The sequence below is a fragment of the Streptomyces sp. Q6 genome, from assembly GCF_036967205.1.
Lineage (GTDB): Bacteria > Actinomycetota > Actinomycetes > Streptomycetales > Streptomycetaceae > Streptomyces > Streptomyces citrinus.
In genome coordinates, this window is sequence record NZ_CP146022.1 from 1,481,317 (window position 1) to 1,502,005 (window position 20,689).

At 74.0% G+C, this 20,689-nt stretch carries 14 protein-coding genes and 1 pseudogene; 4 read left to right on the forward strand and 11 right to left on the reverse strand.

Annotated elements, in window-relative coordinates; all coding sequences use genetic code 11:
- The first annotated feature begins 697 nt into the window (after positions 1-697).
- Together V2W30_RS07035 and V2W30_RS07040 are read left to right on the forward strand one after the other, a co-directional pair.
- Complete coding sequence (locus V2W30_RS07035) at positions 698-1,057, forward strand: hypothetical protein (RefSeq protein ID WP_338694528.1); 360 nt, start codon at positions 698-700, stop codon at positions 1,055-1,057.
- 7 nt (positions 1,058-1,064) lie between these two features.
- Positions 1,065-1,505 carry a hypothetical protein gene (locus V2W30_RS07040; protein WP_338703514.1) on the forward strand — a complete coding sequence of 147 codons (441 nt, stop codon included), beginning with the start codon at positions 1,065-1,067 and terminating at the stop codon, positions 1,503-1,505.
- A gap of 36 nt (positions 1,506-1,541) precedes the next feature.
- Here V2W30_RS07040 and V2W30_RS07045 read toward each other — a convergent pair whose 3' ends face one another.
- The 3 genes from V2W30_RS07045 to V2W30_RS07055 form a co-directional block, all read right to left on the reverse strand.
- Positions 1,542-2,045 carry a GNAT family N-acetyltransferase gene (locus V2W30_RS07045; protein ID WP_338694530.1) on the reverse strand — a complete coding sequence of 168 codons (504 nt, stop codon included), beginning with the start codon at positions 2,043-2,045 and terminating at the stop codon, positions 1,542-1,544.
- 40 nt (positions 2,046-2,085) lie between these two features.
- Positions 2,086-2,604 carry a sigma-70 family RNA polymerase sigma factor gene (locus V2W30_RS07050; RefSeq protein ID WP_338694531.1) on the reverse strand — a complete coding sequence of 173 codons (519 nt, stop codon included), beginning with the start codon at positions 2,602-2,604 and terminating at the stop codon, positions 2,086-2,088.
- 74 nt (positions 2,605-2,678) lie between these two features.
- Positions 2,679-3,878: a glycerophosphodiester phosphodiesterase gene (locus tag V2W30_RS07055; RefSeq protein ID WP_338694533.1), complete on the reverse strand. Its 1,200-nt coding sequence runs from the start codon at positions 3,876-3,878 to the stop codon at positions 2,679-2,681.
- 330 nt (positions 3,879-4,208) lie between these two features.
- Here V2W30_RS07055 and V2W30_RS07060 point away from each other — a divergent pair, with 330 nt between their 5' ends.
- Positions 4,209-4,838, forward strand: a complete 630-nt coding sequence (locus tag V2W30_RS07060) for a lysophospholipid acyltransferase family protein (protein ID WP_338703516.1) — start codon at positions 4,209-4,211, stop codon at positions 4,836-4,838.
- Between the two features lie 83 nt (positions 4,839-4,921).
- On the opposite strand, the gene V2W30_RS07065 is transcribed toward V2W30_RS07060, so the two are convergent.
- Positions 4,922-6,448, reverse strand: coding sequence for an MFS transporter (locus tag V2W30_RS07065; RefSeq protein ID WP_338694535.1), 1,527 nt, complete (start codon positions 6,446-6,448; stop codon positions 4,922-4,924).
- Positions 6,445-6,996 (reverse strand): helix-turn-helix domain-containing protein, encoded by a 552-nt coding sequence (locus tag V2W30_RS07070; protein WP_338694537.1) that lies wholly within the window; start codon positions 6,994-6,996, stop codon positions 6,445-6,447. The genes V2W30_RS07065 and V2W30_RS07070 overlap by 4 nt, the downstream gene beginning before the upstream one ends.
- Positions 6,997-7,151: 155 nt before the next feature.
- Between V2W30_RS07070 and V2W30_RS07075 the strand changes: the two genes are divergently transcribed.
- Positions 7,152-7,421, forward strand: a complete 270-nt coding sequence (locus V2W30_RS07075) for a hypothetical protein (protein ID WP_338694539.1) — start codon at positions 7,152-7,154, stop codon at positions 7,419-7,421.
- Between the two features lie 124 nt (positions 7,422-7,545).
- Here the strand turns inward: V2W30_RS07075 and V2W30_RS07080 are convergent, their stop codons facing one another.
- The 6 genes and pseudogenes from V2W30_RS07080 to V2W30_RS07105 all read right to left on the reverse strand — a co-directional run bounded on the left by V2W30_RS07080 (position 7,546) and on the right by V2W30_RS07105 (position 20,581).
- Positions 7,546-9,519: a hypothetical protein gene (locus V2W30_RS07080; protein ID WP_425244667.1), complete on the reverse strand. Its 1,974-nt coding sequence runs from the start codon at positions 9,517-9,519 to the stop codon at positions 7,546-7,548.
- Positions 9,520-9,521: 2 nt separating this feature from the next.
- A pseudogene (locus V2W30_RS07085) lies at positions 9,522-13,390 on the reverse strand (DUF5682 family protein).
- A 5-nt stretch (positions 13,391-13,395) separates the two neighbouring features.
- Complete coding sequence (locus V2W30_RS07090; protein WP_338694543.1) at positions 13,396-14,589, reverse strand: AAA family ATPase; 1,194 nt, start codon at positions 14,587-14,589, stop codon at positions 13,396-13,398.
- A 63-nt stretch (positions 14,590-14,652) separates the two neighbouring features.
- Positions 14,653-16,728: a hypothetical protein gene (locus tag V2W30_RS07095; protein ID WP_338694544.1), complete on the reverse strand. Its 2,076-nt coding sequence runs from the start codon at positions 16,726-16,728 to the stop codon at positions 14,653-14,655.
- Complete coding sequence (locus V2W30_RS07100) at positions 16,680-19,727, reverse strand: hypothetical protein (RefSeq protein WP_338694546.1); 3,048 nt, start codon at positions 19,725-19,727, stop codon at positions 16,680-16,682. Before V2W30_RS07100 ends, V2W30_RS07095 begins: the two co-directional genes overlap by 49 nt.
- A complete protein-coding gene (locus V2W30_RS07105; protein WP_338694548.1) occupies positions 19,724-20,581 on the reverse strand; it encodes a DUF4132 domain-containing protein in 858 nt (285 codons plus the stop codon). The genes V2W30_RS07100 and V2W30_RS07105 overlap by 4 nt, the downstream gene beginning before the upstream one ends.
- Between the last annotated feature and the right edge of the window lie 108 nt (positions 20,582-20,689).

A 20,689-nucleotide genomic window follows, 5' to 3' on the forward strand; every position in this document is an offset into this window, starting at 1 on the left:
TTTCCGGGCGCGCGCCAGGCTCTCGCGGCCGACGGTGGTCGGCACAGGAGTCAGTACTGGAATGGAGGATCAGTACGGAGAAGCTGTGCGCGGGGCAGACCCGGTCACGTAGTCGAGCTGTTTCTCCCTGCGGAGTCACTCCCTACGGAACAGGGCGCGCGGGTCTCGCTTCGGGGCGCGAGAACAGGCGTGGTGGGGGCCCTCAGAAGGCGCACATTCGACACATACAACGAGCACCGGGCGTCATCGTCGCCTCGGTCGCAAGGGTGCGGCTGCTCGTCGTGGTCATGCGGGAAAGTAAAGCAGACGTGAGGACGTGGACCACCCTCCCTGTCCGAATAGCGGACAGGCGTGGGCGTCCGGCGCGGCACGTCAGGGGGTGGCGGTGAACTCCACGCCGACCTCCGTGGCCAGTGCGGACACGGCCGACAGGTCCTTCACCACGACGCCCGCGGAGAGCTCGCGGGCCTCGCGCGTTGTGGCCAAGGCCACGATCGTCATGCCTCCGGCGCGGCTCGCGGCGCGTCCTCGGCGACGACGCGGCGGGCGGGATCCACGCCGAGCTTCTCGGCGGCGGGGCGGCCGTGCGGCTCGACCTTTCGCGAACGCCTCGGCGGTGATCCCGTACTCCTGCACGGAGGGGGTCCGCCCGGGGGCGAGCGCATCGGGCCTTTTGGCCCGTAATAGGCTCACGGCCATGCTTGATGCCCTGACCCTGGTGACGGGTCTCGCCGCGCTCGCGCTCGCCGCGTGGTGCGGCTTCGCCGCCTCCCGTGACCAGCCGACCAAGGACTGGCACTTCATCGGCATGGCCGTGGTATCCGTACTCGCGCTCGCGCAGCTCGTGGTCGGGATCGTGCAGCTCGCGCGGGGCGAGAAGCCGGAGCAGGGCACGACGATCTTCGTCGCGTATCTGATCGGGGCGTTCGCGTGCGTCCCGGCGGCGGGGTTCATGTCGCTGGCCGAGCGCACCCGCTGGGGTTCGGTGACGGTCGCCGCGGGCGGAATCGTCCTGGCCGTTCTCGAAGTGCGGCTCTACGACATCTGGGGAGGATGAGGTGGCTGTGACCTCTTCGGAGCGTTCCGGCAAGCGTCAGCGGCTGATCGGCGGGCCGGGCATCGTGCTCGTGTGGCTCTACGGGGTGATGGTCGTCGGAGCCGTGTCGCGGTCCGTCTTCCAGATCTCCACGGAGTTCGACAAGGCGCCGCTCGCCTACTCGCTGTCGGCGGTGGCGGGGCTCGTCTACTGCTTCATCACGTACTCGCTGGTCCGCGGCGGGGACTCGGCGCGGCGGGCCGCCTTCGTGTGCTGCGCCCTGGAGTTGGCGGGGGTGCTGATCGTCGGCGCGTGGACGGTCGTGGACCCGTCGGCGTTCCCGGACCAGACCGTGTGGTCGGACTTCGGGATGGAGTACCTGTTCATCCCGGTGCTGCTGCCGCTCACCGCCATGTACTGGCTGCGCAAGGGCGTGCTGCGACAGCAGCAGCCGGAATCCGCGAACTGACGGGTCCCGCGGGCAGGCGCGACGTTCGGCCTACGCCTAGGCGCTCGTGGCGAAGGCTCCTGCCTCCGCGTCCTTGGCCAGGGTCACCAGTGTCAGCCGGTCGTCGACCCGCTGCTGGGAGACCTGCGCGTAGCCGTGTTTGCGGTACAGGCGCAGGTTGTGCTCGCTGCGGTGGCCCGTGAAGAGCTGGTAGCGCTTGGCGGTGCCCGGACCGGCGAGGTCGGACTCGATGGCCGCCAGGAGGCGGCCGCCCAGGCCGTGGCGCTGCATGCGCGGGTGCACGATGAGTTTGTTGATGCGGGCGGTGCCGTCGGCGTCGACCGTGCCGCGCACCGACGCGACCACTTCGTCGCCGAGACGCGCCACCAGCACGCTGCCCCTGGCCAGTTCGGCCCTGACCGAGTCGAGGGACTGGGTCAGCGGCTCGATCGAGTAGTCCCCGTAGAGCTGGGCCTCGCTCTGGTAGCAGAGGTACTGCAGTTTGAGGATCTGCTCGGCATCCGCTTCGGTCGCCGCAGAGATGGTCACGCTCATGCCCATGTGTGCATGCCTCCCGCTCACCTGTCCCGCCGGTTGTCCCTCACCCTTTTCCCCGACGGACCGGCGGCGCAACCTCGGCGGCCATGATTCTGCGCAGGCATCCCAGACATCTGGAACGTTCTGGCCCAAGACTGCCCTGTGACATACCCAACTCGCCCGCGATCTCGCGGTAGGTGAGGTCCTTCGGGGACAGGAGCGCGCCGATGAGGCGGGGACAGCGTCCCGGGAGGCGGCGGACGGCGGCGTGCAGCGCCCGGGTCCGTTCCCGGGCCAGGGTGCGGTGCTCGGGGTCCGTCTCGGTGGTGTCGGCGGCGGGTTCGGTGGCGTACGGCATCTCGCGGCGGGTCGTGCCGCGCCGGCGGCGGGCCTCCGAGCGGACAGTCGCCGTGAGCCAGGCGGCCGGGTCGGGCGGCGGGCCGTCGGCGCCGAGGCGCTCCAGCAGGCGCAGCCAGACGGTCTGTTCGAGGTCGCCGGCCTCGTCGGCGGAGGCGGGGAGCTCGGCGCGGACCTCCGCGGCGAGCAGCGGGCGCAGGGTCGCGATCACCGTGTCGTACGTCATGCCGGGCGGGACGCCGCCGCCCCGGCGGGTGGTTGCCGGGGCGGCCGCGTGTCACTCCAACCGGCGCTCGTGGATCAGCCGTTGACGAAGTCCTCGCGGGCCAGCAGCGCGGTGTCGCAGTTGTCCGAGAAGATCCCGTCGATCCCGGTGGCGTAGTAGGTCTTGAAGGCGCCGAACGCGTCGCCGTAGGCGTTCGGGTCCGTGCCCTTCTTGAAGTCGGCGGGCAGGAAGGTGTTCTCGTTGCGCATCGTGTACGGGTGCAGGATCAGCCCGGCGTCGTGCGCGTCCGCGACGAGCGTCGTGGGCTGGAGCAGCTTGCCTGTCGAGTCCTTCGGGATGATCAGGTCCAGGGTCGGTCCGATGCCCTGCGCGTACGTCGCGATCTCGGCGAGGCCCTTGGGCGTGATCAGGTCGGCGACGGTGCGCGGGTCGCCGAGGTCGACGAAGTCCGCGGGCCGGGAGGCCGCCGTGGAGAGCAGGACGGCGAGGGGATTGCCGACGAGCTTGTCGAGGCGCTGGATGCTCGTCGGCTCGAAGGACTGGATGATGACGGGCGAGTTCTTCTTGTCGAGGCCGTGCGCGCGCAGGATCTTCGCGAGGCGCTCCTCGACGCCGAGGCCGAGCTTGCGGAAGTAGGTGGGGTGCTTGACTTCCGGGTAGATCCACACCTCGCGGCCGCACTTCCTGCTCTGCTCGGCGCGCCACTCCAGGACTTCCTCGAAGGTGGGGATCTCCCAGCGGCCGTCGTAGATCGTGTTGCGCTGGCGGGTCGCCGGGATGCGCTCCTTGGCGCGCAGCGTCTTCAGTTCGGCGAGCGTGAAGTCCTCGGTGAACCAGCCGGTCGTGGAGACGCCGTCGAGGATCTTCGTGGTCCTGCGGGACGCGAACTCGGGGTGCGCGGACACGTCCGTGGTGCCGCCGATTTCCGGCTCGTGACGGCATACGAGGTGGCCGTCCTTGGTCGGGACGAGGTCACCGGCCTCGATGACGTGGGCGCCCATGTCCAGCGCCAGTTGGTACGAGCCCAGGGTGTGCTCGGGCCGGTAGCCGCTGGCGCCGCGGTGGCCGATGACCGTCGGCACGGGCAGGGCCTTGTATCCCTTGCCGTTCGCGGAGTGATTCGTACCACTGTCGCGGTCGGCGGCTCTCGCCGTTCCCGGCGCGGCGAGGGCGGCAGCGCCCGCGCCCAGGACCGCGGCGCCGAGCAGCGAACGCCGGCCCACTCCCCCGCCGGCCTGCGACTCCTGTGCCTGTTGTGACTTCTTGTTGCCCATGAAGCACTCCTCCCGCCCAGTACTGCCTTGCACCTGTCAAAGCGGGACCGATGGTAGGTGGGCGGGAGTGACGAACGGGAGACCTCGGACAGAACGTCAGGGTGCGGCGCGGTGACTCCTGGGGGACGTGAGCCCATGAACGGGGCGCGACGTCCGGTGAACTCTGTCAACTCTGCGTATCCAGTCGGTGAACCCGATGTGCAAGGGGTACCCGCCCGCGAGTATCGTCCTCACCTGCACAGACCCCGCACCTCTTCTCTGTCCATTCCTTGAAAACCGGAGGGCCCGTTGTCCCGCTTCGCGCTCATCAAGGCAGTGCTCGGACCGATCATGCGCCTGATGTTCCGTCTGCGGACGGAAGGCGCCGAGAACATTCCGGGGAACGGTCCCGTCATCCTGGCGGGCAACCACCTGACGTTCATCGACTCGATGATCCTGCCGCTCGTCTGTGACCGGCAGGTGTTCTTCATCGGCAAGGACGAGTACGTCACCGGCACGTCCCTCAAGGGGCGCCTCATGGCGTGGTTCTTCACCGGGGTCGGCATGATCCCGGTCGACCGCGACGGAGCCAACGGTGGTGTGGCCGCGCTGATGACCGGCCGCCGCGTCCTGGAGGACGGCAACATCTTCGGGATCTACCCGGAGGGCACCCGCTCCCCCGACGGACGTCTGTACCGGGGCCGCACCGGGATCGCGCGGCTGACACTGATGACCGGCGCGCCCGTCGTGCCGTTCGCGATGATCGGCACCGACAAGCTCCAGCCGGGCGGGTCGGGGATGCCGCGACCGGGCCGGGTGACCGTGCGGTTCGGCGAGCCGATGGAGTTCTCGCGCTACGACGGCATGGGCCGCGACCGGTACGTCCTGCGGGCCGTGACCGACTCCGTGATGACGGAGGTCATGCGGCTCTCCGGCCAGGAGTACGTGGACATGTACGCCACGAAGGCGAAGGCCGCGTAGGTACGCGGAACCGAGCCCCGGCCGACCGGAGATGTCCGGCGGGCCGGGGCTTCGTCGTGCGTCTCACGCGCCGGGGCCCCGGGTCACTGCTCCAGGCGCTGGCCGCGCAGGAGGAACCAGGCCGCGACGGCCGTCGCCAGCAGGACGGCCGCGCCGACGCCCGCCGCGACCTGGAGGCCGTCCACGAAGGCGGTCTGCGCCGAGGTCAGCAGTTCCTGGGCCTGGGCGGCCGGCAGGGCACCGGCCGCGTCGACCGCTCCGCCGAGGGACTCGTGCGCGGCCGACGCCACGTCCGACGGGGTGCCCGGCGGCGCGGTGAAGCCCGCGTAGACGCCGGTGACGATCGAGCCGAGCACGGCGATGCCGAGGGCCGCGCCGAGTTCGTACGCCGTCTCGGAGACCGCCGACGCCGAGCCCGCCTGTTCCTTGGGAACGCTGGAGAGGATCACGTCCGCCGTCACCGTGAACGAGAAGCCCGCGCCGACGCCGACGACCAGGAGCACCGTGCCGAGCAGCGGGTAGCCGGTCGACTGGCTCAGTGTCGTGAGCGCCGCGAGGGCCAGGCCCACCGCGGCGAGGCCGCCCGCGACGACGGACCGTACGGAGAAGCGGCGCGCGACCGTACCGGCCACCAGACCGGCGGCCACCGCTCCCACGGCGGCCGGGAGTTCGGCCAGTCCCGCCTCGAACGGCTCGCGTCCCTGGACCAGTTGGAGGAACTGGGACAGGAAGAAGACCAGGCCCGACAGGCCGAGGATCGTCAGCAGGTCGGCGAGGACCGCTCCCGAGAAGCCGCGGTGGCGGAACAGACGCATGTCCAACAGGGGCGAGGGAAGCGTGAGTTGGCGGCGCACGAAGTACGTCAGTGCCGCGACGCCGATGACCGCCGACACCGCGACGTTTCCCTGGATGCCGTGTGCGGCCGCTTCCTTGACGGCGTAGACGACACCGATCATGCCGAGCAGGGAGAGGACGACGCTCATCAGGTCCCAGGGGCCGTGCACCGGGTTCTTCGACTCGGGGATGAGCTTCACGCCGACGACGACCAGGACCGCCATCACGGGCAGGTTGATGAGGAAGACCGAGCCCCACCAGAAGTGTTCGAGCAGGAAACCGCCGACGACCGGGCCGACCGCCGCGCCGGCCGAGGCCATGGCGCCCCAGATGCCGACGGCGAGGGACCGCTCGCGCGGGTCGTGGAAGATGTTGCGGATCAGGGCGAGGGTCGACGGCATCAGCGTCGCACCGGCCACGCCGAGCAGGGCCCGCGCCAGGATCATCATCTCCGGCGTCGTGGCGTAGGCGTTGAGCACCGAGACGGCGCCGAACGCGACCGCGCCGGTCAGCAGCAGCTTCTTGCGGCCGATGCGGTCGCCGAGGCTGCCCATCGAGACGAGCAGACCGGCGATGACGAACGAGTAGACGTCGCCGATCCACAGGAGCTGGGTGCCGGAGGGCTTCAGGTCCTCGCTGATGTACGGGGTCGCGAGGCCGAGGACGGTGGCGTCCACGGCGACGAGCAGCACGGCGAGCACGAGGACGGAGAGGGCGAGCCACCGTCCGGGGCGTGCCACCTCCGTCGCCGGGGTGCCCTGGTGTGTGCTGGTCATGGTTCCACGCTCCGTCGTACGCCGCCGAGCAGCAGCTCGGTGATCATGAATGGGAAGTCGTTCGCCGCCACGCGGCCGTCCATGACGGCCCAGGCGCCGCTGCCGATGAGGCCGTACAGGGCCTCGGTCAGCCAGGCGGGTGTCAGGTCGATGCGGAACTCGCCGCTCTCCTGGCCGCGCCGGAACAGGGCTCCGATGCGGGCGTCCAGGCGCGCCCAGCCCTCGTTCTGCCCCTCGCCCTCGAAGAGCTGGTTCTCGGTGACGAGGAAGGCGAGCAGCGGGGCTGACGGTTCGATCGCCCCGACGAGGCGGCGCAGCGCGTCCGCGGCCGGGCCGTCCTCCAGACGGGCGCGATCGAGCGCGGCGTCGCACTCCTGGATACCGAGGTCCTCCAGGGCGCGGACGAGGGCGTCACGGCCCGCGAAGTGGCGGTGGAGGGTGGCGCGACTGATGCCCGCGGCCCGCGCGACCTCGTCCATCGTGGCCGTGGACTTGCGGGTGAGCAGGGCGGCGGCGCTGCGCAGCATCTGTTCGCGATCGACTGACATGAGACAAGAGTAGACCGGATGAGACATTGATGTCTCATTCTTAAGGGGGAGATGAGCGGGAACGAGCCGGAATCGGCCGCAGGTGACTCCGGTGGCCGGGCGCCTCACCCGGTGTTACGACTGTCGGAACGTTCAGGTCTCCGGGAGGTACGGGCATGGGGTGCTGCATCTTCGCGGCGATGGCGGCGATCGGACCACGGGTCGCGCTGGTGATCACCTGGCTGTTCACCCATCTCGTGGACCGCGCGTTCAACGGGGTCCTGCTGCCGCTGCTCGGTCTGATCCTGCTGCCGTGGACGACCCTGGGTTACGTCTTCGCGTACGCGCCCGTCGTCGGCGTCGGCGGCATCGGCTGGATCGTGGTGCTGTGCGGGCTGCTGCTCGATCTGTCGAGCTACGGGGGCGGGGCGCGGGCGCGCCGCTGAGCGTGGTGCGCGCCCTGGGCGAACGGGGTCACCGGGTCACCGAGTCACCGAGTCACCGAGTCACCGAGTCACCGAGTCACCGAGTCACCGAGTCACCGAGTCACCGAGTCACCGAGTCACCGAGTCACCGAGTCCAGGCTGCGTCGCTCAATGCTGCTGACACCTCCTGGGTGTAGCGGGCGCAGGCCAGCCACGTACGGGCGAACGCGCCCTCGTCGGCCGGGGCGAGACGGCCGAACGCGTCGCGGCCCCGGTCGGCCGCCGCGCGGTGCAGCGCGTCGAGAAGCTCGGCCGCCGTGGGCAGTCCGGCCTTGCGCAGCGCCGCCGCCTCGGCATCCGGGCGGACCAGGGTCAGGGCGCGGCGGCCCGCGATCACCGCCTGGTCGACACGGCGGCGCAGAGGGTGGGTGGGGGCGGATGGCATCGGCATGGGCATCGGGGGCGGGGAGGAAACCGTGGGCGTCGGCTCGGTCGCGGGGACGTCCGCGCGCCCGAGGCGGTCCAGACCCAGGTCGTGCGTCGCGCCGGAGGGCAGACGGATGGCGAGGAGGGTCGCACGGGCGTGGGCGGCCGGGATGAGGCGAGCGATGACGCGCAGGCGGGTGCCGGGGGCGGCGGCGAGCAGGGCGAGGTTGTCCCGGTGGGCGAAGGTGGGGTCGTCGTGCGCGGCGGTGAGCCGTATGACGACACCGTCGCCGCCGGGGATGCCGCTGACGCCGCTGACGCCGGGGATGCCGGGGATGCCGGGGATGCCATCGATTCCAGTTGCTGCATGGCCTCCGACGGCTCCGGTGACTCCGACGGCTCCGGTGGCTCCAGTGGCTCCGGTGACTCCGACGGCTCCGACGGCTCCGACGGCTCCGACGGCTCCGACGGCTCCGACGGCTCCGGTGGCTCCGGTGACTGCGTCGCATGTTGCGATCAGGCAGTCGCCGCCTCGCTCGCGCGCGACGCCGCGCAGTGTCACGTCCAGGAAGAGGAGGCCGTGCGGTGAAGTGCGGGCTCGGGCGGCCTGTTCGGCGACGGGGACGGACCACAGCGCGGCGAGCGGCTGCTCGGTCCAGTCGGCGCCGCGGGCGCGGGCCGCCTGCACGGCCTGTCCCGCGCCGAGTCTTCCGTCCGGCGCCACCGTCGCACCGGAGACGGTCAGGCCGGCCCGGGACAGTTCGCGCGGGGTGAGGGATGTGTCGCCGAGCCGGATCGCGCGGTCGGCGACGGCGCGGGCCCGGGTCGCGGTACCGGGGGCGATGTCCGTGACCGTGTGGAGGCGTCCGTCGGCGTCGGCGGTCCAGGTGACGCAGCCCGCGTGCCCGGAGGCGGTCAGGACGGGTTCCGTGAACAGCCCGTACAGGCGCAGCGAGCCCGCTGGGGTGTAGGTGCGGCGGGACGCGCCGCGTGCCGCGTCGTCGCCGGGGTCCCGGGTCAGGGCGTGGGTGGTGGCGAGCAACTCGGTGAGCGCGTCGGCCAGTTCGGCGGTGCGGTGCGCCGGGTCCGCGGCGCGGGCGGCCCGGACGCCGTTCACCACCCGGATCGCGGCGGCCGCCGGGCGGTGCAGTCCGGCGACCTTGCCGACGTGGGCGGCGCGCAGCAGATCCGCCTGCGAGACGGCTCCGGCGCCGTCGACTCCCGCGTCGAGCAGACGGGACGCGGATCGCCAGAGGGCGTGGGCGGCTTCGGTGGATCGAGCGACTTGGGAGGGAGGAGCGGCCGGGGCGGCTGAGCGAGCCGTTCCCGGGGTGTGCTCGGGGCTTTCGGGCTCCGGGAGTTCGACGGGAGCGGGGGCGGGGGCCGGCTCGGTGGTGGTCTCCGCCACCGGCGCGAGCGTGACCGCCGCCGCGCGGTGGACGCACGCCGGGGACAACAGGCAGTCGCAACGGACCGCGTCCGGCGAGGTCACGGTGCCGTCCGGCGCGTGGAGTTCGACGGTCGTCCCGTCGTCCACGGCGATCCGGTGCACGCCGGAGTCGGGGTCGGCCGTGTGCGGGCGGGCCGCGAGCTTGGCCGCGGCCGCGTCCAGTCGTTTGCGCAGCCGGGGCGTGAGCGCGGCGACGATCTCCCCGGTGACCTCGGGCTGGACGGGCGGCAACGTGGTCGACATCGTCATCGGATCTTCTCCCCCACCCATCGGGCGAGTTCCAGCGGGCTGAGGGCGGCCACCGGCATTCCGGCGGCGACGAGTCGGCTCGCCGTGCCCGTCGAGTACCGCGGGCGTCCCGCGTCGTCGAGGCTCGCGCAGCCGAGCACATGGCATCCCGCGCCGACGAGTTCACGTACTTCCCCGAGGAGCCCGCCGAGCGGGTAGCCCTCCTCGAAGTCGCTGATCACCACCACGAGCGTGCGCGAGGGCACGGTCACCAGGCGGCGGGCGTGGCGCAGGCCGGCCGCGATGTGCGTACCGCCGCCGACGCGCGTCTCGAGGAGCAGGGCGAGCGGATCGCTCACATGCTCCGTGAGGTCGACGACCTCCGTGGAGAACGCGAGGAAGTGGGTGGACAGGGCAGGGACCCCGGCCAGGACGGACGCGGTCAGCGCGGCCCAGATGGTCGACGCCTCCATGGAGCCGGAGACGTCCGTGACGATGACGAGACGCCAGTCCGCCGCGCGTCGGGCACGGCCGTGGAAGACCGGCCGCTCCGGCACCACGACGATCCGGCCGTCGTCGGTGCGGCGTGCCGTGGCGAGGTTGGCGCGCAGGGTGCGGGCGAGGTCGAGGCCGCCGCCCGGTCTGCGGGTGGGGCGCGCGGAGGCGGCGCCCGTGAGAGCGGGGCGCAGACGGGTGGCGAGCGCCCGGGTCAGCTCGTCGACGAGGCGGCGGACCAGCGGGCGCAGGGCGGCGAGCCGTGACTCGGGCAGGCCTCCGGCGTGCTGGAGGACGGTGCGCAGCAGTTCCACGGAGGGGCGGGCCGCGTCCGGGTCGAGTGCCTCGACGGCGTCGGTACGGCCCGCTGCCGCGGCGGCCGCGAGCACCTCCTCCCGTACGCCGGGGCCGAACAGGGCGGTGAGCGCCTCGGCCCATTCCCGCACGCCCGGGTAGGGGGCGCCGCGGCCACCGCTCCGGCCGGTCAGGTCGCCTCGGGCACCCTCGCCGCGTCCGGCTCCGTACAACTCGTCGAGCGCGGTGGCCAACGGGGCCGTGGCGGCCGGCAGTTCGTCGGATCGCCTGCCCAGGAGCAGCCGCCAGCGTTCGGGTGGGGTGAGAGTGAGAGGCGTTTCAGGTGACTCGGGCGCTTCGGGTGCCTCTTGTACGTCGGGTGCCTCGGGTGCCTCGGGTGCTTCGGGTGCCTCTTGTACGTCGGGTGCCTCATGCACGTCGGGGCCCTGAGGCGGCAACTCCAGTCCCAGCGCCGCCAGCGTCTCCCGTGCCGTCAGGTCCGCGCGGGTCCAGGCCGCCTGGGTGGCGGGGTCCGTCGTGAGCGCGGTGAGAACGGTGCCGGTGCGGGACTCCACGACGTCGAGGAGGCGGTCCCTGGCCGCCGGTGAGAGCGTGTCGAAGCCGCCGCGCACGGCGGGCAGTCGGTCGAGGAACTCCCGGTCGGGCAGCGTCGTGACGCGGTCGAGGAGCGGATCGAGGACATCCGGCGCGGTCTCCAGGAGGGCTCCGGCCGCCGTGCACAGGCCGGTCAGCCGGGCCGTGAGGGCGGCGCGCGCGGACGGGCCCGCCGCCCCGTCGACCCAGGACGCGATCCGGCGGCCGAAGTCCCCGGCCGGAGTGTGGCCGAGCAGGGCCCGCACCACTCCGGCTGCCGCCGCCATCAGTGGCGTACCGTCCGAGGCGAGCCGGACCAGCGCGTCCGCGAGCCGGAGCGAGCCCGACTCGTCGGCCTTCCGCGCCAGTTCGACCAGGGCCCGGGCGTCCTCCACGTCCTCGGAGCCGCCGATGCCGTCCAGGGCGCGGACCGCCGCCGCGCTCAGCGCATCGGCCGCCGCCACGAGGCGCGGCCGCTGTTCGTCGTCAGGGTCTAGGCCCGCGACATGGCCGGCCGCGAGACGGTCGACGAGGCGCTGGCCCGCGAGGAGTTCGGGGAGCGTCGCCGTGGACGGCAGGACCGTGGTCAGCTCGGTGAGGGCGTCCGCGGCGAGCACGGGCAGCGCACAGTGCGCCGCCTGTTCGAGCGCCGTCAGGGCCTGGGCCGCCGTCGGGCCGCCCTCGTCGCGGGCGGCCCGCATCCGCGTACGCAGCACGCCCTCCGCGGCCTGCGCGGGCGTCACGCCGCGCGCGCTCGCGGTCGTCAGGACCGCGGCCGTCGCCGGGGTCCACGCGGCCGTCCACCGGGTGGTCAGCGCGTCGCCCCCGCCGGTGCCGGTGACGGCGTGCTCCTCCGCGTACGGCACTCCGCACAGGGCGAGGCGGCGCAGCAGGATCTCGCGGCGGCGATCGCGGGGCGTGCGCAGCGGATCGAGCCTCAGCTCCCGCTCCTTGCGCGGGTCTCGCGGCCCCGGCAGGCCGAGTTCGGCGAGCTCACGCTCCACGGCGGGACCGAGTCCGCCGCGCGGGGCGGCGGGCGTGGGGTGTCCGGTGCGCTCGCCGACGAGGACCTTCTCCATCGCGCGGGCCACCGCGCGTCCCCGGCCGAGCGGTTCGCCCTGGGCCAGGACGGTCTGGACGGCCTCGACGAGTTCGCCCCGGCCGGGGCCCGCAGGCCGCGCAGGGACGCGAGGTCGCCGGTGATGCGGGTGATCTCGCGGGCGTCGGCCGGTCCGCTGGGGTGGCCCTGCGCCCGCACGTCCGCGCAGATCGCCACGGCGGCGCGCAGCACGGCCTCCCGCAGCGCCTCCGGGCTGCCCGCCGCGTCGAACACCCGGTGCTGCCACTCCGGGTCCCGGATACCGGCCGGGTATCCGGAGCGGGCGTCGAGCAGCGGATAGGTGTACGGGATGAGGCTGACGGTGCAGTCGCCGGGGGCGGAAACGGCGGCGGCGCCGGGGATGGGGTCGGCGGCAGCATCGGGGATGGAGTCCGCGGCAGCGCCGGGCATGCGGTCGGCGGCAGCATCGGGAATGGAGTCCACGGCAGCGCCAGGAATGAAGTCGACGGCAGCGCCAGGGATGGAATCGGCGGCGGCGCCAGGGCCTGGGGCCGTTCCGGCAATGGACGGCGGACCCGAGGACCTCGACGGGGTCGGGAGCGTGGCCGACGTAGCGCCCGAAGTCGGGGGCAACGCCCGTGCCTCATGCGGGGACGGAGTCGGGCTCGGGGCCACGGCCTCGCTCCGACCGAGCACTCCCCGCGTCAACGCCCCCGCGTGGAACGCCCCGACGACCACCGCCGCCCTGCGCCCTTCGGCCGTGGCCGCGCGCACGCGTGCCCGCATCCATGCCTCGCGGGTGAGGTCCAGCGGGTCGATGCCCGCGCCCTCCTGTGCGTCGCGGCGCAGTGCCCAGCCGGTGAGGAGCGCGGCGCGGCGGAGCTCCTCCGGTTCCGCGCCCGGGGCCGGTGCCTCGACGAGCCTGTCCCACAGGTCGTCGTCGGCGCGGCCGGTGACGCCCTCGCGCAGGGCGTCCTGAAGGCGACGGCCGCCCCGCGGTGCCGGGCCGGTCCCGCGCGGCTCACGCCAGGCGGGGTCGGTCAGCGGCAGGTCGCAGGCGACCACGGGCACGCCCGCCCGCCTGGCCCAGCGCAACGCGGCCAGCTCCGGCGAGAAGTCCGCGAAGGGGTAGAAGGCGGGGCGGCCCGGCCCCGCCGCCGCGCCGCCGCCCGCCTCGCCACCCGTCTCGTCCATGGTGAGGACCGCCGCCAGCGCGACCGGCGCGACGGTCTCCTCGTCGGCCAGCCAGCCCAGGAACTCCTGCGTCTCCGCGGGCAGTTCGACGAGCAGCACATCGGGCCGCGCCGCGTCCAGGAGCCGGGGCACGGCGGCGGCGAGCGAGGGCGAGTGATGGCGCACGCCGATGAGGTACGGCCCGTCGGGCGCGGTGAGCGCCGCGACCGCGTCGTCCGGGGCGTGCGGGAACGGCACGGCGGCGGTCATGTCGGTCAGTCCTCCAGTACCGGTCGCAGGTCCCACAGGGCGCGCCAACTGGCGGAACCCTCCTCGGCGCGGCGGCGCACCGCGCCGTCCCAGTAGCCGAGGAGCCGGGCCGCGTCGGCGGGGTCGTCCTTGCGCACGACTCCGGTGAGGTGGCCGGGGAGCAGGGCGAGGGCGTCCCGGTCGCCCGGGAAGTAGGCCGCGGCCAGGCCGAGGGCCGCGGCGACGGCGACGGCTTCGGCGGTGCTCATCACCGTCGAGGGGCGCTCGATCTCCCAGCCTTCGGCGGACCGCCCGGTGCGCAGTTCGCGGAACGCGGTCACGAGGATGTCGAGGACGGTGTCGTCGAGGCGGTACTCCGCGCCCGACCGCTCCACGGCCGCCCTGGACTGGCTGCGGACCAGGTCGAGTTCGGCGTCGAAGTCGCCGATCGGGCCGACGGTCTCGAAGTTGAACCGGCGCTTGAGCGCGGCGGACATCTCGGAGACGCCCTTGTCGCGGAGGTTGGCCGTGGCGATCACGTTGAAGCCCGGGGCGGCGTACGCCTGGGCGTGGTCCGTCCCGGCGAGTTCGGGCACGGCCATGCGCCGCTCGGAGAGCAGCGAGATCAGCGCGTCCTGGACCTCGGGCAGGCAGCGGGTGACCTCTTCGACGCGGGCGACGGCCCCCGTGCGCATCGCCGTGAGCACCGGCGACGGCACCAGCGCCTGCGGGCTGGGACCCTGCGCCAGCAACAGCGCGTAGTTCCAGCCGTACTTGAGCTGGTCCTCGGTGGTGCCCGCGGTGCCCTGGACGGTCAGCGCGCTGGTCCCCGAGATGGCCGCGGCGAGCAGTTCGGAGAGCATCGACTTGGCGGTGCCGGGCTCGCCGACGAGCAGCAGGCCGCGCTCGCCCGCCAGCGTCACCACGCACCGCTCGACGAGGGCCCGCTCCCCCACGAACTTGCGCCGGATCGCCAGTCTGCGCGGCGTCCCCTCCGGTGCGGCCGTCTTTTCGGGCAGGGTCAGGGGCTGGTCCGTGCCCATGACGAACGTGACGACCGCGCGGGGCGTCAGCGCCCAGCCGGGCGGCCGGGGCCCTTCGTCGTGGGCGGCGAGGAAGGCGAGTTCCCGCGCGTACAGCTCCTCGGGCGGCACGATCTGGCGGGCCGGTGCGGTGCTGGTCGGGGCGGTGGTGGTCGGTGCGGTGGTGGTCGGCGTCATCAGCGGGATCCCCTCGGGGCGCTCGGGCGTGCGGCGGGTGCGGAAGTCGGGTGCGGTGCGGGATCAGCCACGGGCCCGCCCCTTCCGGGTCGCCCGCGTGGTCAGTTCCTCGTAGGCCGGTACGTCTCCGGAGCGGACCCGCTCCCAGGCGCGGGCGAACAGTTCGGGAACGGGCAGCAGAGGCACGGTCCTGGTGTGTCCCGTCACGTCGTAGAACCCGCTCTTCCATCCTTCGAGGGGCAGGGCCGGAGCCTTGAGGGCGAGCCAGGGGCCCGGCAGGAAGAGGCCGCGCCCGGCGCGGGCGCGCTTGGCCTCGACGACCAGATCGGTGGCGGCGAGTTCGGCGCGGGCCTTCTTGAGGCGGGCCGGCTTCCAGCCCGTCCAGCGGGCCGTGCTCCGGTCCGTGGGGTCGGGCAGGGCGAGGAGCTGGAGGTACAGCGCGGCGGCGTCCGCTCCGATGCCGCGGTCGGCGGCGACCTCGGTGACGAGGGCGGGCACGCTGCGCGTGGGGTCCTGGGCCGGGCCCTCGAAGTCGCCGTCGGCGGCGAGGGCGCGGGTGAGGTCGCCGCCGAGCAGGGCGGCGATGCGGCGCAGCATGCGCGCCGCGCCGGAGCCGACGATGCCCTCGACCAGTCCGATCGCCGGGTCGTCGGGCCCGGTGAGCCCGGCCGGCCGCAGCAGTGTCATCTCGCGGTCGCCGTGCGCGGGGTGCAGGACGAACGCGGCCCCGGCGCGGGTGAGTCCGTCCGCGTCCTCGCCGCCCGCCTCGGGCAGCCCGTACGCCGTGCGGAGCCGGGCGGCGGTCGTGGCGCGGCCCTTCTCGGGCCAGGACAGTCCGCAGTCCAGGAAGAGGCCGGGGTCGGCGAGCCGGGCACGCAGCGCAACCTGGCCGGCGGGCAGCACGGCCCGCAGCGGGTGCCCGTACGGCAGTCCGTAGGCGAGGGCGGCGAGGCCGTCGACCGCCGCGGTGAGGGTGCGCGGGCGGGGCAGCGCCTCGGGGGCGTCCGCCGTGAGCCGCCCCTGTTCGGCGACGCGCTGGGTGGTGGTGCGGGACAGCCAGGCGTGACGGTCGGGGTTCAGGACGGCTTCCGTGGCGGACAGGTCGGGGATGCCGAGGGCCACGGTGTCCACGTCCTCGGTGAGCCGTACGAGGCCGCCGAACCGCTCGGTCCACCCGGCGCGCGCGGCGGCCACGTCGGGCCCGGTGCGCCACAGGGCGGCGGTGTCGGCGGGCAGCAGCGCCGCGGCGACCTCGTACCGCGCGTCGGCGGGCAGCGCGCGCAGGCGCTGTTCACCGGCCTCGACCTGGGTCCGGGTGAGTCCGGCGACGTCGCGGCACTCGGCCAGGTCGTCCGCGGTGAGCGTGCCGCCGGGGCGTCCCAGGAGGAGCAGCGCGGCCTGCGCCGGTCCGCAGCCGGGAGCGGCGGCCAGCTCGGCGACGGCGTCGGGGCTCCAGGCCACGGGCCCGAACTCCCGCACGAGCGCGGCGAGTTCGGTCAGCCGGTCGCCGCCGAGGCTCGCCGCCAGGGGCTCGCTGCGGTGCACCGTGAAGTGGCCGACCGCGCCGAAGGCTCCGCTCGGGTCGTGGTCGAGGCCGATCCACTCCACGGTGCGGTGCTGGTAGGTGCTGTCGTACACGTTCTCGCTGTGCAGCAGGACGACGGTGCGCTCGCCGCAGCGGTGTACCTCTCCCCTGCGCTGGGGCGTCTGGCCCTGCTTCAGGGGCTGTTCCCGCAGGACGACGCGGCGCAGGGTGGCGGTGCCCGCGGCGAGCGGGCCGCTCGCGAGGGCGTCGAAGAGGTGGAGCAGCGCGGTGCGTTCGGACTCGTCCGTGAACGGCACGGTGGCCCGGCGGGCGAGGGCCGTCAGATGCGGCAGCAGCCGCGGCCAGCCGGCTCCGCCGGCCGGGACGGTGCCGTCGTCGCGCGTCCAGCCGTTGGCGAGCGGCGGGGTGCCGCGGTGCGGGGCGGGGCCGCTCGCCGGGAGGCCGGACAGGACGTCGCCGACGGCCTTGATCTGGCGCAGCGCGTGCGGCACGTCGCCGGACCAGTGGCCGGTCACGCCGTGGCCGACGACGGTACGGACCGCCCTCAGCAGCAGGGTGTCGCTGCCGTGTTCGGGAGTGAAGTCCGCGTACATGTCGCGAGGCGGCCGCTGAGCCCCGGCGGTCGATGCGTCGGCCGGTTCCGGATCGGTGAACTGCCGTGCGGACACGCACAGTTGAAGTGCGACACCGGCGATGGAGGTGATGCCCTCGCGCAGCGCCGGGTCGGTGACGCCGGGCAGGGCGCGGGCGACGGCGGCGGTCGACCGGGCGCGCAGCTCCAGGGCGTCCTGGGCGCGCTGTTCGTCGGTGCGCTCGCCGCGGGTGGCGGCGCTGTGCTCCACGTGGATCGCCGCGAGTTCGTCGACGAGGGCGGCGGCCGTCGCGTCGGCGCAGTCGCGCAGCGCCTTGGAGCCCGCTTCGTCGCGGGACCGCAGCGCGTGCCAGAACGGCAGCGGCGGCACGAGGGCGTGCCCGCCGCGTACCGCCCGCCGCCGGGCCCTCTGTGCACGGAGCCGAACGCGCCGTCCGCGGGCGCCGTCCCGTCCTCGTACAGCCCGAGTCCGCCGCCCAGCACGCCGAGCACCGGCGTCGCTCCGCCGGGCAGTCGCAGCGCGCCGACGGGCACGACACCCCCGCGGTCCAGGAGCGAGACGGTGCCGCCGCCCGGGGTGCCCGCCGTGAGGTGGTCGCCGTCGGCGCGGACCCAGTGGCCGACGACGGTGCCGTCGGTGCCGAGGGGGGTGCCTTCGAGGCCGGGCTGGAGCGGGAGCAGATGGCAGTCGGCGAGGCGCAGGGGGCTGTCGTCGCGTACAGCGGCCGCGAAGTGGCCGGGCAGCGAGGCCCGTCCGGTGGCGCCGGTCGCCGCGTCGTACTCGATCCAGGACGATCCGGTGCTGGTCACGCGCCGGCGCCAGTGGCCGACGCCGTCACCGATGATCTGGTGGCTCTCGGGCACCTGGGTGTCGCCCGCGTGCAGCGGGCGGGCGCCGGTGGTGCGGCCGCCGGCGGGCAGCGGCACGCTCGCGTCGACGGCCTGGTGCTGCCAGAAGAGGCTGCGGTGCATGACGGGTTCGAAGACGTGGCCGGGGCGCGAGGTCCAGTAGGCACGGGCGCCGCCGCTCTCCCACCAGGCGACCAGCAGATCCCCGTCGACGTACCGGAAGGCCCGGCTGCTCCAGTCGTCGGCGGCGCCGGGCACGCGCAGCTCGTGCTCCAGGAGGATGCCGTCCGGGCCGACGACGACGGCCTTGTCGCGGTGGGCGACGATCAGCGCGGGCCACGCCTCCTGGATCACGTACGGCTGGCCGTGCCGGATCCTGGGCGCGGGGCCGAGCCGGCGCATCGCCTCGTCGAGCGCGGGCCAGCCCAGCTCGTCGACGATCCCGGCGCGCAGGGTGCGGGCGAGGTGACGGGTGAGGTCGTGGCGGCGGACGCGGTCCACGGCGGCGGGGTTGACGTCGGCGGCGACGGAGCGGAAGCGCCGCAGGTGGTTCAGGGCGGACTCGGCGCCGGGCAGTCCGGCGGCGCGGGTGAGCGCGTCGGCCTGCTCGTCGAGCCAGTCGCCCAGTACGCCGCGCAGCACGGGGTGCCCGGCGACGAATCCGGTGTGCCGGTGGTTCCACCGGCCGAAGCCGATCTCGGCCCGCAGCAGCGGCGCGAAGCGCGGGTCGGCGGCGAGCGCGGCCAGGTCGCGGCGGTCCTCGTCGGTCCCGTCGAGCCACTCGTCGAGTCCGAGGCCGCGGCGCCTGCCGTAGGCGTTCGGCTCCGGGTCGGGGTGGGGGTCGGTGAGCGGGACGCCGAGGGAGAGGCACAGGTCGGCGAGGTCGAGGTCCATCCTGGTGTGCCAGGCGGTCCCGGCACGGTCCAGGTCCACCGGCCGCCCCTCGGCGACGAGCCGGGCCGCCATGCGCTCCACGAGCGCGTACGTCAGCGGGGTGCGGCGCTTGCCGCGCCAGCCGCCCTGGAGGTGCGCGGCCCAGCGGGACAGCCAGCCGCCCGCGTCCACGTCCGGGGTCGCCTCGGGGGCGGTGAGCAGTGCCTCGGCACCGGACTCGGCGAGCAGGTCGAGCCACTGCCGCTCGGCGGCGGCGCCCCGGCCGAGGCCGGTCGGCACGAACTCCAGCAGCCGGGCGCGCACGGCCGGTCGCTCGTGGGCGAGGACGACGAGCGTGGCCCGGTAGGCCGTCCAGAACGAGGCGGGGGCGCGCACCACGGCCGGGGAGGCGATGAGTTCGGCGAGGAGTGCGGTCTCCTCGGTGACGCGGTCCAGGCCCGCGCCCTTGATGAGGCGGCGCGCGTCCTGCGGCAGCGCCGCGTACGGCGGCATGCCGGCGCCGCACCGCTCGACGACGAGCTGCCGGTACTGCCGCCAGGCGGCCTCGGGGCTGAGCCGGCGGGTGAGGTCGCCGACGTGGTCCTTGAGCGCCTTGACGGTGAGCGCCCCGGCGAAGGCGAACTCCAGGAACACGGCGCGCTGCCGCTCCTCGTCGACGGCGAGGCTGTGCACCCGCTCGGCCTCGCGGGCCTTGCCGAAGAAGGTCGCCGCGTAGGTGGTGTTCTCGTGGCGCAGGAAGGCGCGTCCGGCCTCTTCGTAGAAGGTGGGCAGGAAGTGCGGCACGGAGCGGCCGAGGCGCTCGCCGAGTGCTTCGAAGCCCTCCTTCGCGGCGCCCGCGCGGGACTTGGCCATCCGGGAGTACCGCTCGACGTCCTTGACGAGGGCCAGCGCGTGGTGTCCGTTGGCCGGGTCGTGGACGAGGGGCCAGGCGGGGAAGCCGAGCGTCTCGCGGCGCACCTGGCCGAGGCCGCTGTGCAGCGCGGTGCGGTGCAGTCCGAGGAAATCGAGGGCGAGGTCCTCGGCCTCGCCGAGGGTCTCGGGCACCAGGCGGACGACGGTGCGGCCTTCGAGGACGGGGTGCGCGTACGCGCGGACCGTCAGCGCGTCGGCGTCCTCGCCCCGGTGGGTGCCGGGCGGCAGGACGGCGCCCGCCTCCAGCAGTACGCCCGTGTCCGTACCCGTCTCTGCCCGCATGCTCGTGTCCCCCGTATTCCCGTGCTGGTCGTGCTGGTCGTGCTGGTCGTCGTGGGTGCTCATGCCGCCTGCTCCGTGTCCTCGAGGACGCGGCCCGCGTACAGGGCGGCGGCCATGCGCATGCCCTCGGACCAGGCGACCGGGCCGACCTCGCCGAGGGGCAGTGCGGCGCCCTGCGGGGTGGTCCAGGTCAGGGGGCCCGTCTCGGTCTCCTCGTAGCCCTCGTAGTCACCGACCCAGACGCGGGCCTCGACGCCGCGGCCCGCTTCGAGGACGGGCAGCACCGCCTGGCCGCCGCGGACGCGGTAGCCGAGCGAGGTGGCGCGGCCCACGAGGAAGCGGAGCTCCTTGAACACGCCGCCCTCGTAGTCGTCGACGGCCTTGGCCGACAGGTCGCGGTCGGCGCCGCGCACATAGGTCTCGCGGAACAGCTGCTGGACGCCCTGCCCGACGCCGAGCTCCACCGCGAACTCGCGCAGTTCGTCGAGGTCTTCGAGGAGCACAGGGTGCGGGATGCGGATCTGCTCGGGGCTGACGCGGACCGTGTCGCCGTCCAGGTCGACGAGGCCGATGCCGCGCTCCGCGTCCGCGTCGCGCAGGAAGCCGGCGACCGTGCCGTCCTCCCCGGTGACCACGAGGTCCTGGAGGGCGGCGCGCCAGGCGGGGTCGGGCCAGACCCGGGCGAGGACGGCGGCGGGGACGGGCAGGGACCGCGTCATCCAGTTCTCCACCTGGTCGCGGGCCTCGCGCTCGTGGCGCTCCAGCCACTCGGTGAGCTGGCGCAGGCCCACCACGGCCGGCTCGTCGGCGATCTTCGGCGGGACCGACTTCAGCAGCCTCCCCTTGCCGTTCCGGCAGACGACCTTGCCGGTCTCGTCCAGGGCGACCTCATAGTCGCCCGCCACCATCCACCCCACAACTGCCTCCCCGACAGCCCGTGCTGATCAACTGCTCGAACTGTAGAGGTGACCACTGACAACGCGACGCGGCCCGGTCCCCCGAAGGGGCCGGGCCGCGTGGATCGC